We start from the raw sequence: 13,750 nt of genomic DNA, 5'->3' as shown, positions 1-13,750 counted from the left end.
ACCGTTGCATTAAAAAACATCTGTCTTAAATGGTAAGAGCTTTGCTTTAAATGGCAAAGGGCTATACAAAACCCGCCGTATACTCACGCTCAATGGATATTTGATCCAGCACGACTATTCAAATAAAAAACAACTGAGGTGAGTTATGGGCGAATTGGTTCTAGCAGCAAAAATAACACATGTGCCATCGATGTTTATTTCTGAACAAGAAGGACCGCTCAACGGTATCCGCGAATCAGCTATTCAGGGGTTGCGTCGCATCGGGGATATGTGTCGTGAGCTAAACGTCGATACGGTGGTTATTTCAGATACCCACTGGCTGGTGAATGCGGGTTTTCATATCAATGCCAAGCCGGATATGTCCGGTGTGTTCACCAGCACCGAGTTTCCACACTTTCTGAATAATATGGAGTATAGCCACAGGGGTGACCCCGAACTGGGGCAACAGATTGCGGCTATCGCCACCGCTAACGGAGTCAAGACTCTCTGCCACCATGAAGTAGCAACCCTAGAATTACAGTACGGCACTCTGGTGCCATTGCGCTATCTGGGTATTGGTAACGATATCAAAGTGGTTTCCATCGCCGGCTGGATGTATGACGCAGATATGGAAGAGTCTAAACAGGTTGGCGAAGCGGTGCTCGAAGCGATTAAACAATCCGATAAACGCGTAGCCTTCCTCGCCAGCGGCTCATTATCCCACCGCATCCCACCCAACAAGGTGGTTGGCGACTACATGTTCAAAATCAGTGAACCAATGAATCAGGAGATTGATTTAATGGTGCTGGATATGTGGAAATCAGGCAAAGCTAAAGCCTTTCTTGAAATTCTGCCAAAATACGCCAAAGATTGTGCGGGCGAAGGGGGGATGCACGATACCGCCATGCTGTTTGGCCTATTGGGTTGGGATAACTATACCGGCTGTGCCGAAATAATGACCGAGTACTTCCCAAGCTCAGGCACCGGACAGTGCAATGTGATTTTTCCTGTTTAACCGAGCGTCAATTAACAGAGTATGCCAACCGGTTACAGCCTACGGCTAGATTGATCTAACCTTCACTGTGGATAACTCAGCGTGTCGATCACTGATTGCCGCACGCTGAGGATTATCATCCGTTAATACCTCTCTACCTTTCCCATCAGTTATGCACCGCAGCAAGCGGCGCTATTCTGATGGCTGCTTTTCGGCCAACATCAGTTGCTCTGACATCTGAGTTGTCAGCATGGCCACCTGTTGTTTAAAGGCGTTTCGCTTGTTACGCGCGATCGTCTGTACCACCGGAATCTTCGCCGTCATCGCGTTCACCGGACGACCATTGACGTGTAACTCATAGTGGAGATGGGCCCCCGTTGAACGACCTGAATTACCAGATGCCGCAATTTTCTGTCCACGGGAAACCTTCTGACCTTTACGCACGTAGGCTTTGCTCAAGTGTAGATAACGGGTTTTGTATTTCTGATTATGCTGAATCTCAATATATAGACCCGCATAACGGTGCTTGATCACTCGACGCACTACGCCATCACCCGCAGCGAGTACCGGTGTACCGATGCCAACGGCAAAGTCAGTACCATTATGGGGACGAATCAACTTGGTAACGGGGTGCCGACGTTTAGGATTAAAACTTGAAGAGATGCGATAACGCTTTGCCAGCGGAATACGTTGAAAGGCTTTTTCTAGACTTTCACCATCGGCATCAAAATAATTACCATCAAACAAAAACGCTGACTGTTGACGAACGGCACCCTCATAGACGAAGCCCTCGATAATACTGTTACCGGTATATTCACCGTTAACATACTGACGTGACACCGCTAACTGAAACTGATCACCGGCTCGCAGATGACTTCTAAAGTTCATTCGCTCTTTCAACAGGTTCGTCACCTGATAGGCTTCTGCAATACGCGCACCGGCGCGTTTCATCGAGCGCGGTAGATCACCCTCAACCGTACCGCTGATAATTTGCCGACGATAACCGCCTTTTTCGATATACTCTTTAAACTCAAAATCGCCCTTAGCGCTGCGATCAAACGTCACCTGATAGGTCAGCCCCGAGCGGAAGATAAACTGCTTCAAGCCATGCTCATCAAAATTAAATCCCAACTGATGACCCGGCTGAATGGTATCCAGCGCCAACAGGTTAAGATCGGCTTCCATTAACTGATAGAGGGTTGCTTGCGAAATGTGCAAGAAATCAAAAATGGTGCTTAAGGTATCGCCTTTTTTCACTACATAACTGATCGAGGGGTCATCAATAGCGCTGGGCTCTTGGGCACTCTCAGACGGCTCATCTAGGCTGACTGATTCAGCTTTAGGTAGCTCAAGATCGAGGTTACTACGAAACTGTCCTGGCGCCACCGGCACAGCAGAACTATCATCGGAGAGCGTCAATGACACTAACAAGACCAGACAAACACTCCCCAGCACAACGCGGTGCGGAGTTGGAAGATGACTCAGCACGGATTTGACCGAGCGAGCAAACGACGTTAGTCGCACACTAATATTATCGATTTTCAAACGCTGCCACTCTGTCTTAATAATACTTAACGATAGACTACACCACGGGATGATGGTGTGACCCTCATCACGAAGATTTGTTCAGTATAATTATGCCTGAAGTATGACAGAAATTCTTTCGCCTGTTAGTGGTAAGACCGCTTTCTGCTACAATAGCCCGCTGATATCGAGAATTTCGGAGAGAACCTTTTGACCCAGTTTCGCCCCTGTATTGATCTACATCAAGGTCAAGTTAAACAGATTGTTGGTGGTAGCCTGAATGATCAGGGCGCAAAAACCAATTTCGTTAGTCAATATGATGCCGAATATTACGCTAACCTTTATCGTCAGCATAACCTGACCGGCGGCCATGTCATCGCTCTGGGGCCTGGCAATAAAGAGCAAGCCTTGAAAGCATTGGCCACTTGGCCCAATGGCTTACAATTTGGCGGCGGCGTCAATCATAGCAATGCGGTAGAGTTTCTTCAGGCGGGTGCATCGCATGTCATCGTCACCTCTTATCTATTTGATAACGGGCAGTTTAGCTGGCAACGATTAGAACAGATCAAAGCACTAACCGGAAAAGAACGTCTCATTCTAGATCTCAGTTGTCGCCGCACAGACCGCGGCTGGCATATCGCCACCGATCGCTGGCAAACGGTCACCGATACCGCCGTCAACGCCGCAACACTCGCTGAGTTGAGTCAGCACTGTGCGGAATTCCTTATTCATGCCGCCGATGTCGAAGGCCTACAAGCCGGTATCGATGAAGACTTAGTGACGCTCTTGGGTGAAGCCTGCCCTATTCCGGTGACCTATGCCGGTGGGGCCCGCTCACTCGATGATCTCAAGCTGGTCGATCGCTTATCCGCCGGTAAAGTTGACCTAACCATCGGCAGCGCACTGGATATCTTCGGCGGTAACGGTGTCACTCTGGAGCAGTGCATTGCTTGGAATAACCGTTAGAAGCGCGCTAATCTCACTACTGCTCATCATCAGTGGCTGCAGTGATAAAACTGAACTGAACTATATTCCCCCCGAAGGCGTTATTCTCGCCTTCGGCGATAGCCTCACGCAAGGCATTGGCAGTACCGCAGGCGGTGACTATCCGAGTCAACTGCAACAACTCACGGGACGCATCGTCATCAATGCTGGCATCGCGGGTGAAATGAGTGCGGCAGGCTTACAACGTTTGCCGACGCTACTGCAACAACATCAGCCGGCGCTGTTAATACTGCTGGAAGGCGGTAACGATATTCTTCGCAATCAAGACCGTCATCAGTTAAAGCAAAATTTGGCACAGATGATCACCCTCGCACAACAACAGCAGATCGATGTTGTATTGCTAGCGGTGCCTGAAAAAAAACTATTTTCCAATAGCGCGCCGTTATATCAACAATTAGCTGAAGACTATTCACTGGTATGGGAACCGCAGATCATTGCCGAGCTATTGCGTACACCGGCGTATAAGTCTGACGCTGTGCATTTTAATAATGAAGGCTATCAGGCGCTATCGAAGCGTATCGCATCACTACTAGAAGAACATAACGCTTTATAATCAATGGAATTTTTCTACAATAATCAGGTTTGATAGCCGCTACCGGTCTATTCACCGTCATGCTAAAAACTCGAACCGTTGTTTAGGGAAGGTGCGAATAAATCAATTACGCCTCTGGCTGACAGAGAAGCTGGAGATCAAGGCAACCGTTACAGGCATACTGGTTTGTACGTCGAAAAATGTTAACGCTGAGATCCTGCTTCTCTGAAAGCCCCGAAGGGCGGATATTAGAATGGTCATCTACTTTGTCAGCCAGCTCGAAAAGGTCCAGACATTTCGCTGCACCGGCTTTCGCGTATCTGACCATTCTCATGTCCGTAGAGAACATAACGGACTTATTCGCACCTTCCTTAACTCTATATTGTATAAACCTATGTTGTTACGTATATCTTCAATGGTACTGAGTATGATGCTGACGAGTCAGTGTTACTCAGGAATGACTCTCAACAGTCAAGACCATCTGACTGTAACGGAAACCTCTCTAACTGATTTTCGTCAGTTATCGATCAGAGTGCTTTCTGCCTATAAACGTCCACCACGTTATATAGGCTCTACCGATCAATGGCACCTTTTTCTCAAAAAAGAGACCCTTCACCGCCCTGATAAACCTTTCAGCAGTATTTTCGGCTATAAAATACCGCGTCGTCATGACGACATCCAGAATGGCTGGGCACTGCCTCTGCCGAGCATCGCGATTGACCCAGATAACTGCCCTAACGTCAGCCGCTTCAACGATGACAAAAGCCGCTTTAGCCTACCCTCGGGTAAAGCGATCGAAAACCGCTGCCTTAACCGCTAACCGCTCGATGACCTCCCGCAAAAAAAAAGCCGCTGTACGCGGCTTTTGATCCCCTTCAAACTCAATGGCGTTTAACTCAGCCGGTAGGCTTTGCTGAGCGAATAGCGAGGCCATCACCTTTTCATCACCGTATCTCGAGATTGTGCTAGCTCGGCCAATGCGGAGCGGCCCTTGACGCTTACCCGCCACCTAAACATCGCGCGTGCGTCTATACATTTACTTTAAACTGATGAATTAAAAAAATAAGCCGCTAAAATGTTAAGAAAGGTAAAGTTTTGATTTATAAACCGATATGCAAAACATTTTCAGCAATTCTCGCCCTTATCGGCATAATGATTAAGGTTATTTTAAGCATTAATGATTAGACTGCAGTAAATAGATCGGTCATCCCATTCGGAGTACACACTATGCGTAACAAGACTCTTAGCAAAGTTGCTATCACGCTGTTCACCTGCAGTCTCACTGCTACCGCTTTTGGCGGCTTCGGTGACCTACTGAAGAAAGTAGAAGAAGGCGGTAAACAATTACTCGAAAGCCAACAGAGCGGCTCCACCTCAACCAGTAGCGCAGATAGTAGCTTGAGTTATGACACGGTCATCGCAGGCTTAAAAGAAGCATTGGAAGTCGGCAGCCGTGAAGCGATTGAATCAGTGAGCCAAGAAAACGGCTACTTCAATAATGATCAGATAAAAATCCCGCTACCGGATCAAGTAGAAAAGGTTAGCAGTCTGCTGAAAAAGTTCGGGCTTGGGTCGCAGGTAGAAGCGTTTGAACTGAGTATGAACCGCGCGGCAGAACAAGCCGCACCCGAAGCGACAGAGATTCTAGTCGGGGCGATCAAAGAGATGAGCATCGAAGATGCCCGTACGATTCTTAACGGTTCGGATAATGCCGCAACGGAATATTTCCGCGAAAAAACCTCGACTCGTTTAGAAGAACTGTTTCGTCCCTCCATCAAAAGCTCAATGGAACAGGTTGGAGTGACTAAATCTTATAGCGATCTGACGCAACAGGCCTCACAAGTGCCAATGGTGGGCGATCTCGCGCAGAACTATAATCTTGAAGACTATGTAACCGAAGGCGCATTGGATGGTCTGTTTACCATGTTGGCAGCAGAAGAGAAAAAGATTCGTGAAAACCCTGCCGCCCGTACTACCGATCTATTGAAACAAGTATTTAACTTTTAAGGAATAATAATGCTTAAGAAATACCTGCTGTCTCTTCTACTGAGCGTCACCCTGTTAAATACGGCTGTTGCCGATGAGATAAACCCAGTGGTGGTAATGACCACCAGCGCGGGCGTGATCGAATTAGAACTCTTGCCTGAACAAGCACCACTGACAGTCGCTAACTTCCTGCGTTATGTCGACAATGGTTTATACAGCGATACTATTTTCCACCGTGTCATCGATAACTTTATGATTCAAGGGGGAGGTTTCAGTGTCGATCTGGAAAAAAAGGATACCTTACCGCCCGTGCGTAACGAATCAGTAGAAGGACTGCCTAATATGCGTGGCACCATTGCGATGGCACGCACCAATGATCCTCACAGTGCGACTTCGCAGTTTTTTATCAACCTGAAAAACAACGAATTTCTCAATGCCAAGGGCTCACGCCCAGGCTACACAGTCTTCGGTAAGGTGATCAGCGGTATCGATGTCATCACTCAGATAGGTCATGTACAAACCGGTCGTCAGGGCCCTTACAAAGATGTCCCACTTGACCCCATCCTGATTCAGAGTGTCAGTTTGAAATAACACCACCATCCGAGGTTCGGACTTTAAACTTCGAACCTTGGCCTTTAAAGCCTCTCCACCGCGACATACGCGCCGGCTAGAGTCATTGCGACTTTATCACCCTGTCGAATCTCCACCTCAAGCTTGAGTCGGGCACGCCCTTTAGCCTGCAGATAATTCATAAAACCATCTAACTCGGCCTGTTCAGGGAGACGCGTAACGGCCACAAAATCATCGTTGATCGGCGCTAAATAATTCAATTGACTATCGCGAATCATAACATCGCAATCATGTCCTTGTTCTCGCAGGTATAGCGTTACCAGCGCCCAACCACATAACGTGGCCAGCGTCGCCAATGAACCGCCAAACCCAGTGCCTTTATCATTCACATTGGGTGCGAGTGCCGCCGACAAAACCAAACACTGACCATCATAAACAGGGGCATCTAGCCCCATATGGTTAATTAATGGAATCTGATCTTTGAGCCATAACTGAAAGGTTTCTGCTGATTGCTGATGATTCATCACATAAGCTCTGTGTCGTTGATCGAAAGGCTAACCCCAGTCACTAACAAATTGACTAATATCCGGCTGAGGCACAGCACGCTGACGCATCGGTGTTCCAACATAGAGATAGCCGATAATCTCTTCGCCTTCCTGTAACCCTAAGCCGTCCATAACAACTGGGTGATAGGCTAACGCACCGGTTCGCCAAATCGCCCCTAATCCCTGCGCGTGGGCCGCCAATAACATATTCTGTACAGCACAACCGGCCGCTATCACTTGCTCAGAACGTGACACTTTTGGGTGATCTTTAGTTGCCGCAATAGCCACAATAATCAACGGTGCCCGTAGCGGCATGTTACTAAACTTCGTTTGCTGTTCAGGCGACAACGATTGATCGGTTGCTGCCGCTTGAAGGTATAGCTCACCCAATTTCTGACGTGCATCACCGGCAATATTCAGAAAGCGCCATGGCTGTATCGCACCATGATCCGGAGCCCTAAGTGCCGCACGATACATATTATCTAACTGCTGTGCGCTAGGCCCCGGCGCTTCAAGTGCAGGGATAGACACTCGCTGATGTAGATTTTCCAATGCGTCCATATTCACTCCTATTATTGACGACTTAAACGCAGATTATCCGGTTGACCGGCCTCACTACTGCGCCATGGATTAATATCCAGCCCTCCGCGTCTCAAATAACGGGCATAGACGGTCAATGCTTCTGGCTGACAAACCTGCCAGATATCCATAAAGATGGATTCGACACACTGCTCATGAAAATCACCGTGCTCACGGTAAGAGATCAAATATTGGAGCAATCCGGCTTTATCGATAGCTGGGCCACGATAGTCAATCGCAATACTGGCCCAATCGGGTTGACCTGTTACCGGGCAATTCGATTTCAGCAGGTGACTATAAAGCGATTCCTCGATCACCTTCCCTGCCGCACTCAGACGCTGCGGCGCGGGGCTATAATCAACCACCTCGATATCGATTTCATCTAAACACTCACCCTCAAAGTAACTGATCACCGCAGGGCTATCCACAGGCTGCAATATGACCTCAACGGTACCACCCGCGACGGCGGATAAATCGTCCATCAGCCGCGATTGCACATCACTTTCTGAACTAAAACGCGTCAGATTGAAGGAGTTAAGATACAGCTTAAATGATTTTGATTCGATGATATGCAGACTATCGGCAGGAATCCGAAACTCAGCTAAGCGAACCACGGGCTTGCCTCGACTATTCAGCCAAGACACTTCATAGGCGTTCCAAATATCACAGCCGTGAAAAGGTAAGCTGCTTCGCTCAACACCCTGCGCTTGCCAATTCAAATCCCGAGCGATCGGGTACAACAACGATGCATCGTACTGATTGACATACTCCGTATCGGCTCCCAACGGTGCGTGATCCAAAGCGTTGTGTTGATCTTTCATCTGCCACCTCTCTACTGACGTATGCCTTTACCGGTATTCAGTAAGTGCATTGAGTAACTAAACAACACCACAATCACACCGATGATGATGGCATAGGCCATACCAATATTAATATCGCTGACCCCCAAAATGCCATAACGAAATGTATTAACCATATACAGGATTGGGTTTAACTGCGACACCCCTTGCCAAAACTCAGGTAACAGAGTAATCGAATAAAATACGCCACCTAGGTACGTCAGTGGTGTCAACACGAAGGTCGGAATGATTGATATATGATCGAAACTATTCGCAAAAATCGCATTAATAAACCCGCCCAATGAAAACAGAATCGCAGTCAAAAAGACAATCGAGGTGATAATCCAGATATTATGAATATGCAGATCGGTAAAGAACAGCGATAACGTGGTAACAATTAATCCGACCAATAAGCCGCGCACCGAACCGCCGAAGATATAACCGGCCAAAATAATCCAGTTCGGCGTGGGTGAAACCAACAACTCTTCGATATGACGCTGAAATTTAGTGCTATAAAACGAAGACACCACATTGCTGTAGGAGTTAGTGATAACCGACATCATTATCAGACCCGGCACGATAAACTGCATGTAATCAAAACCATCCATTGCACCAATGCGTGCACCGATGAGATTACCAAAAATGATAAAATAGAGCGTCATGGTAATCGCAGGGGGTAACAACGTCTGTGCCCAGATGCGGGTGAAACGGCGCACTTCCTTAACCAGCAAAGTCCAAAAAGCGATAAACAGTTGTCGATTACTCATCCTTGTCGCTCCCCTGTTGTTTCGCATCCAGTGTCTTATCTACCAGCGAAACAAACAGTTCCTCCAAGCGATTACTTTTATTGCGCATACTCGTCACCTCGATCCCTTGCTCACTTAGCTGACTAAATAAACCATTCATGCCTTGAGACTTGGCCACATCGACTCGCAATGTATTATCCCCCTGAATCGATACCGCATACCCCTCTAATACGGGGCATTCCGTCAATGAGCGATTGATATCAAGAATAAAGGTTTCGGTATTCAGTTGTTGCAGCAAGTCGCGCATGCTGGAGTTTTTAACAATCACGCCACCATCGATAATACCAATATGGCGACACAGGCTCTCAGCTTCTTCAAGATAGTGTGTGGTTAAGATAATCGTCGTACCGCTGGCATTGAGCTCTTGTAGAAATTCCCACATAGAACGGCGTAACTCGATATCAACGCCGGCCGTTGGTTCATCCAAAATAAGCAAACGCGGCTCATGTATTAACGCGCGGGCAATCATCAAACGTCGTTTCATCCCGCCAGACAGGCTTCTCGAGGGTTCCTCTCGCTTATCCCATAAACCGAGCTTACGCAGGTAAAAATCACTGCGCTTTTTCGCCTCGGCTGCTGGAATGCCATAAAAGCCAGCTTGAGTAATCAAAATATCTTCGACTTTTTCGAACATATTAAAATTAAACTCTTGTGGCACGACACCCAATTCACACTTAGCTCTATCGGCCTGGTTATCAAGGTTGTAACCAAATACTTCAACCTGTCCGCTGGTTTTATTCACCAACGATGAGACGATGCCCAACGTGGTAGATTTACCGGCCCCATTGGGGCCTAACAAAGCAAAAAAGTCACCTTCTTGCACCTCAAATGAGATACCTTTGAGCGCTTCAAAACCGTTGGCGTAAACTTTGCGTAGATCTTTAATGGAGAGTGCAGTTGTCATGCAGTTTCCTGTGGTATATCTAAGAGGGAATACTTATTCAAGTAAACAGCATAGATGGGGACGAGTGCTGACCATTTCAACGGTGACGGTCGCTTAAATTCTAGGTTAGAATAGCCATTTTATATCGTTAGATACGATCGTACACCTGACTCGCTGATTACAGCACCGGAACTCTATGAACGCCTATCAGTTTCACCATCTCAACTTTTTGAAAATTGCATATAACAATTTCATTCGTCAAGAACCGTTCACGCTGGAAGACATTTCGACAGAGGAAGAACAGTTTATTCTTGATTTTCAACAGCTAATTCACGACTTTGAAGAGAGTAAACCGACTATCTATGAAGATGGTGAGATATTTTTTGAGCGGGCTTTTCGAATGTACCCTCAATTAGCCCATCTGATCGCTCGTGATCTGTTATGGTTTTTCGGTGGCAATTGCCTGCATAACATGGCGGATATCGAGCTGGAAAAATTTCAACGTCTTGATGAACTCCGCTTTGCCGCCGAGGAACAAGGTGAAGAGTTTGACTATATCAACACCCGCGCTAGCCTGTTTGCACAGAATTAAACCCGTTAAAGATAACCACTGAACAATCGCTAAGCTGTTGAAGAGTATCTGTTATATCAGCTATCCGTCAACGGCTGCGAGCGACTCATATACTGCATAAACACATCGGCGGGTAAAGGCTTGCTAAAATAGTAACCTTGAATGATTTGACAGTTATTCTCTTGTAAGAACACTAGCTGCTCACGGGTTTCAACCCCCTCAGCAACAACCTCTAACCCCAACGAGTCACACATCGCTAGCGTTGCCTTAATGATCGATTCATCGCTGTGATCAATACCAATATCCTTGACAAAGCTGCGATCAATTTTCAACCGATCAATCGGTAGCTTCTTCAAGTAACTGAGTGATGAATAACCCGTTCCAAAGTCATCCATTGCCAAGGTAATACCCTGCTCTCGCAGGTATGTTAGTTTTCCTATCGCCATCTCAGGCTGACGAATGACGAAGTTTTCCGTCACCTCAAGTTCAAGACGTTCAGGACTTAATCCCGATACTTGCAACGCTTCTTCGACGCTATCAATCAGACGCTTATGAGCGATTTGTTGTCCCGCTAGATTGACCGACACCTTTATTGTTGTCAGCCCCGCACGGATCCAAGCTTGCATCTGCCGGCACGCTTCACGCAAGACCCACTCCCCTAAGGGGATAATCAGATCCAACTCTTCAGCTAACGGTATAAAACGATCCGGCGATAATAGTCCAACTGTCGGATGTTGCCAGCGCACCAACGCTTCCGCCCCCACCACACGATGAGTGACGGCATCCACCTGAGGCTGATAATAAAGTACTAACTCATCGTTTTGAATCGCTTTACGCAGATCCGCGCCCAATGAGAAGCGCTCAAAACGCTGATGATCCTTTTCAACATCATAGATGTAATAGCAGTTTTTACCGGCATCTTTAGCCTGAAACATCGCCACATCGGCATGCTTGATTAACGTCGCGGCATCCGTTCCATGGTCTGGAAACAGACTGATACCGATACTCACGGTGACGACGATTTCATACTCATTAATCTTGAAGGGCTGCTGAAACGCTTGCAGTATTTTACTGGCCGCCACTTCAGCGCCCTCAAGATCACGAATACTGGTGAGCAGTACACTAAACTCATCGCCTCCTTGTCGTGCCAAAAGGTCATTGTCACGAATACACTCACCGATACGCCGAGTCGCCACTTTCAGAAGCTTATCCCCCACCGCATGACCCAGTGAGTCGTTCACCTCTTTAAAGCGATCCAGATCAACAAACAATACCGCGATATGCGCTGCAGGGGCACGGCTTTGCCCAATCGCATCATTAAGACAGCTCATAAAGAACAGCCGATTTGGTCGCTCCGTCAGCGGATCATGATTGACTAACCACTGCAGGCGGCGCTCAGCTAACTTACGATCACTGATATCCATACCAATGCTCAGCATCAGCGGCTCATCTTGAGATTCTCGTAAACGCACATGAATCCAAGACAGATCATGTCGATTACCACTCTCATCCAATAACACGCTATCCGTGCGCACTTCCGTCTCAAGCCCCTCCACCAAGCGCTGCGTATTAGTAAGAAAATCGAGCCGCTCCTCTTCCCGTTGTAAGGTATCGATAAACGTCGCTTTACGGAAAGAATGGCTATCCAGCGACATTAACTGTAAACCAAAATGATTGACGCTACGTAAATGACCCTTGGCATTTTGAGTAATAATAACCAGCGGCGCGGTCTCCATTAGACCGAACAGAAAATCACGCTCTTGAGTCAGTGCCAATCGACTTCTTTCGAGGCTATCAGTTCGCTCATCCACTTCATCCTCAAGCTTTTCCAGCTGCTCACTCAAGACGATAGAGCTCTGCACCAACAGATCTCTTTCATCCTCACCAAAAATCTTGTCTCGATGACGAAACTGTCCCAAGGTTATGCGAAATTCACTAAATTCGCCTCGACTCAGCCGAGACATCTCTTCTGCTAATTGTGTAAAAAACTGAATCGGCTTTTCAAGCAATAACGATAGCAACACTAACGCCGTCAGAATCCCGCCCAACCCCAATAACAAATAATTCATCAAGCTCTGACGAATACTCTGCAGATGTCCCGAAATATCATCCAACACAACCCAGTAGGCGTGTCCCTCGCTGACGCCTTGCAAGGGTGAAAAAAGCACTTCAAAGTAACGATCGTTATATTCGAGGACGTAACTCCCCCCTGCCGGATTAAAGGCTTGCTGCAGACTCAACTGCTCTAACAGTTCCTGATTTCTAACTCGATTAGTCAATGAATCAATCGATAAACCCCAGTGATCTAATTCACCCACCCGTCCAGGGGTTTGCAACGCCAGCCCAATATCGAGCTTGGTCTGCTGCTTGATATCATAAATAACATCATATAAAAAACGGCCGACCATCAGCACGCCCTGCTTTTCTCCCGCCATCTGAATCGGAATGGCTACATAGCGGAGGCACACCGAGGTACAGACCAACTTTCGTAGCGGCCGCTCAGTATCATAGACTTGCTGAATATCCTTAGCGCTAACATCCACCTGCTCACCCCAGAACCCCACCATACGCGCGTGATTATCATACAGATAAGCGGAATTCACCGAGCCCGTTAACTGAAACGCATCGAACTGGCGGGTAATCATCTGACTCAGTTGAGTCAGTGGACTGGAATCATGCGCTTCGGCTCGACTGTCGATCAGAGGTAACAATTCTGCCACTTCGAGCAAACGCTGATAAGAGGATTTAACTGAACCGTCGAGACGCGCCACTTCCGACAAATTAATCTGTTCACGTTGCACTCTAAACTGTTCATTTAGTTGCGAGAGTGAAAAGAAGGCATACATTCCCTGTACCCCAACTAAAACCACGACCAAGAGGATAAAAATCTTCCACCGGAGACTCAAAAATCGACTGTGAGCACTACTCTTCACCATA

At 47.3% G+C, this 13,750-nt stretch carries 14 protein-coding genes; 7 read left to right on the top strand and 7 right to left on the bottom strand.

What is annotated here, in order from left to right:
- Nucleotides 1-145: 145 nt before the first annotated feature.
- Nucleotides 146-994 (top strand): 3,4-dihydroxyphenylacetate 2,3-dioxygenase, encoded by an 849-nt coding sequence (hpaD, locus tag Q4488_RS10175; RefSeq protein WP_303580358.1) that lies wholly within the window; start codon nt 146-148, stop codon nt 992-994.
- Between the two features lie 171 nt (nt 995-1,165).
- Here hpaD and Q4488_RS10170 read toward each other — a convergent pair whose 3' ends face one another.
- Nucleotides 1,166-2,518, bottom strand: a complete 1,353-nt coding sequence (locus tag Q4488_RS10170) for a peptidoglycan DD-metalloendopeptidase family protein (RefSeq protein WP_303580357.1) — start codon at nt 2,516-2,518, stop codon at nt 1,166-1,168.
- A 189-nt stretch (nt 2,519-2,707) separates the two neighbouring features.
- Here Q4488_RS10170 and hisA point away from each other — a divergent pair, with 189 nt between their 5' ends.
- The 5 genes from hisA to Q4488_RS10145 all read left to right on the top strand — a co-directional run bounded on the left by hisA (nt 2,708) and on the right by Q4488_RS10145 (nt 6,611).
- Nucleotides 2,708-3,463 carry a phosphoribosylformimino-5-aminoimidazole carboxamide ribotide isomerase gene (hisA, locus tag Q4488_RS10165; RefSeq protein WP_303580356.1) on the top strand — a complete coding sequence of 252 codons (756 nt, stop codon included), beginning with the start codon at nt 2,708-2,710 and terminating at the stop codon, nt 3,461-3,463.
- The gene (locus tag Q4488_RS10160) at nt 3,444-4,055 is read left to right on the top strand and encodes a GDSL-type esterase/lipase family protein (protein WP_303580355.1); all 612 of its coding nucleotides are present in this window, start codon (nt 3,444-3,446) and stop codon (nt 4,053-4,055) included. The genes hisA and Q4488_RS10160 overlap by 20 nt, the downstream gene beginning before the upstream one ends.
- A gap of 406 nt (nt 4,056-4,461) precedes the next feature.
- Complete coding sequence (locus Q4488_RS10155) at nt 4,462-4,854, top strand: hypothetical protein (RefSeq protein WP_303580354.1); 393 nt, start codon at nt 4,462-4,464, stop codon at nt 4,852-4,854.
- A gap of 407 nt (nt 4,855-5,261) precedes the next feature.
- Nucleotides 5,262-6,041 carry a DUF4197 domain-containing protein gene (locus tag Q4488_RS10150; protein WP_303580353.1) on the top strand — a complete coding sequence of 260 codons (780 nt, stop codon included), beginning with the start codon at nt 5,262-5,264 and terminating at the stop codon, nt 6,039-6,041.
- 9 nt (nt 6,042-6,050) lie between these two features.
- On the top strand, nt 6,051-6,611 hold the full coding sequence (locus tag Q4488_RS10145; protein WP_303580352.1) for a peptidylprolyl isomerase: 561 nt from the start codon (nt 6,051-6,053) through the stop codon (nt 6,609-6,611).
- Between the two features lie 44 nt (nt 6,612-6,655).
- On the opposite strand, the gene Q4488_RS10140 is transcribed toward Q4488_RS10145, so the two are convergent.
- The 5 genes from Q4488_RS10140 to Q4488_RS10120 are packed head-to-tail and all read right to left on the bottom strand — an operon-like array spanning nt 6,656 to nt 10,263.
- A complete protein-coding gene (locus Q4488_RS10140) occupies nt 6,656-7,114 on the bottom strand; it encodes a YiiD C-terminal domain-containing protein (protein WP_303580351.1) in 459 nt (152 codons plus the stop codon).
- A 30-nt stretch (nt 7,115-7,144) separates the two neighbouring features.
- Nucleotides 7,145-7,696, bottom strand: a complete 552-nt coding sequence (locus tag Q4488_RS10135) for a nitroreductase family protein (RefSeq protein ID WP_303580350.1) — start codon at nt 7,694-7,696, stop codon at nt 7,145-7,147.
- Nucleotides 7,697-7,707: 11 nt separating this feature from the next.
- Nucleotides 7,708-8,535: an NADPH-dependent 7-cyano-7-deazaguanine reductase QueF gene (gene queF / locus Q4488_RS10130; protein WP_303580349.1), complete on the bottom strand. Its 828-nt coding sequence runs from the start codon at nt 8,533-8,535 to the stop codon at nt 7,708-7,710.
- A gap of 11 nt (nt 8,536-8,546) precedes the next feature.
- The gene (locus Q4488_RS10125; RefSeq protein ID WP_303580348.1) at nt 8,547-9,320 is read right to left on the bottom strand and encodes an ABC transporter permease; all 774 of its coding nucleotides are present in this window, start codon (nt 9,318-9,320) and stop codon (nt 8,547-8,549) included.
- Nucleotides 9,313-10,263, bottom strand: a complete 951-nt coding sequence (locus Q4488_RS10120) for an ABC transporter ATP-binding protein (protein ID WP_303580347.1) — start codon at nt 10,261-10,263, stop codon at nt 9,313-9,315. The genes Q4488_RS10125 and Q4488_RS10120 overlap by 8 nt, the downstream gene beginning before the upstream one ends.
- 175 nt (nt 10,264-10,438) lie before the next feature.
- Between Q4488_RS10120 and Q4488_RS10115 the strand changes: the two genes are divergently transcribed.
- The gene (locus Q4488_RS10115) at nt 10,439-10,834 is read left to right on the top strand and encodes a PA2817 family protein (protein ID WP_303580346.1); all 396 of its coding nucleotides are present in this window, start codon (nt 10,439-10,441) and stop codon (nt 10,832-10,834) included.
- A gap of 56 nt (nt 10,835-10,890) precedes the next feature.
- On the opposite strand, the gene Q4488_RS10110 is transcribed toward Q4488_RS10115, so the two are convergent.
- The gene (locus Q4488_RS10110; protein WP_303580345.1) at nt 10,891-13,749 is read right to left on the bottom strand and encodes an EAL domain-containing protein; all 2,859 of its coding nucleotides are present in this window, start codon (nt 13,747-13,749) and stop codon (nt 10,891-10,893) included.
- Nucleotide 13,750: the final 1 nt, after the last annotated feature.

Source organism: Amphritea sp. 1_MG-2023 (genome assembly GCF_030547545.1).
Classification (GTDB): Bacteria; Pseudomonadota; Gammaproteobacteria; order Pseudomonadales; family Balneatricaceae; genus Amphritea.
Note: the sequence above shows the minus strand (reverse complement) of the source record. Positions and strands in the feature narration are given on the sequence as shown.

Excerpts from the sequence above, each read along its gene's own strand:
- hpaD (WP_303580358.1), top strand. The coding sequence starts at position 146 with ATGGGCGAATTGGTTCTAGCAGCAAAAATAACACATGTGCCATCGATG.
- Q4488_RS10155 (WP_303580354.1), top strand. The coding sequence starts at position 4,462 with ATGATGCTGACGAGTCAGTGTTACTCAGGAATGACTCTCAACAGTCAA.
- Q4488_RS10150 (WP_303580353.1), top strand. The coding sequence starts at position 5,262 with ATGCGTAACAAGACTCTTAGCAAAGTTGCTATCACGCTGTTCACCTGC.
- Q4488_RS10145 (WP_303580352.1), top strand. The coding sequence starts at position 6,051 with ATGCTTAAGAAATACCTGCTGTCTCTTCTACTGAGCGTCACCCTGTTA.
- Q4488_RS10140 (WP_303580351.1), bottom strand. The coding sequence starts at position 7,114 with ATGAATCATCAGCAATCAGCAGAAACCTTTCAGTTATGGCTCAAAGAT.
- Q4488_RS10135 (WP_303580350.1), bottom strand. The coding sequence starts at position 7,696 with ATGGACGCATTGGAAAATCTACATCAGCGAGTGTCTATCCCTGCACTT.
- queF (WP_303580349.1), bottom strand. The coding sequence starts at position 8,535 with ATGAAAGATCAACACAACGCTTTGGATCACGCACCGTTGGGAGCCGAT.
- Q4488_RS10125 (WP_303580348.1), bottom strand. The coding sequence starts at position 9,320 with ATGAGTAATCGACAACTGTTTATCGCTTTTTGGACTTTGCTGGTTAAG.
- Q4488_RS10120 (WP_303580347.1), bottom strand. The coding sequence starts at position 10,263 with ATGACAACTGCACTCTCCATTAAAGATCTACGCAAAGTTTACGCCAAC.
- Q4488_RS10115 (WP_303580346.1), top strand. The coding sequence starts at position 10,439 with ATGAACGCCTATCAGTTTCACCATCTCAACTTTTTGAAAATTGCATAT.
- Q4488_RS10110 (WP_303580345.1), bottom strand. The coding sequence starts at position 13,749 with ATGGTGAAGAGTAGTGCTCACAGTCGATTTTTGAGTCTCCGGTGGAAG.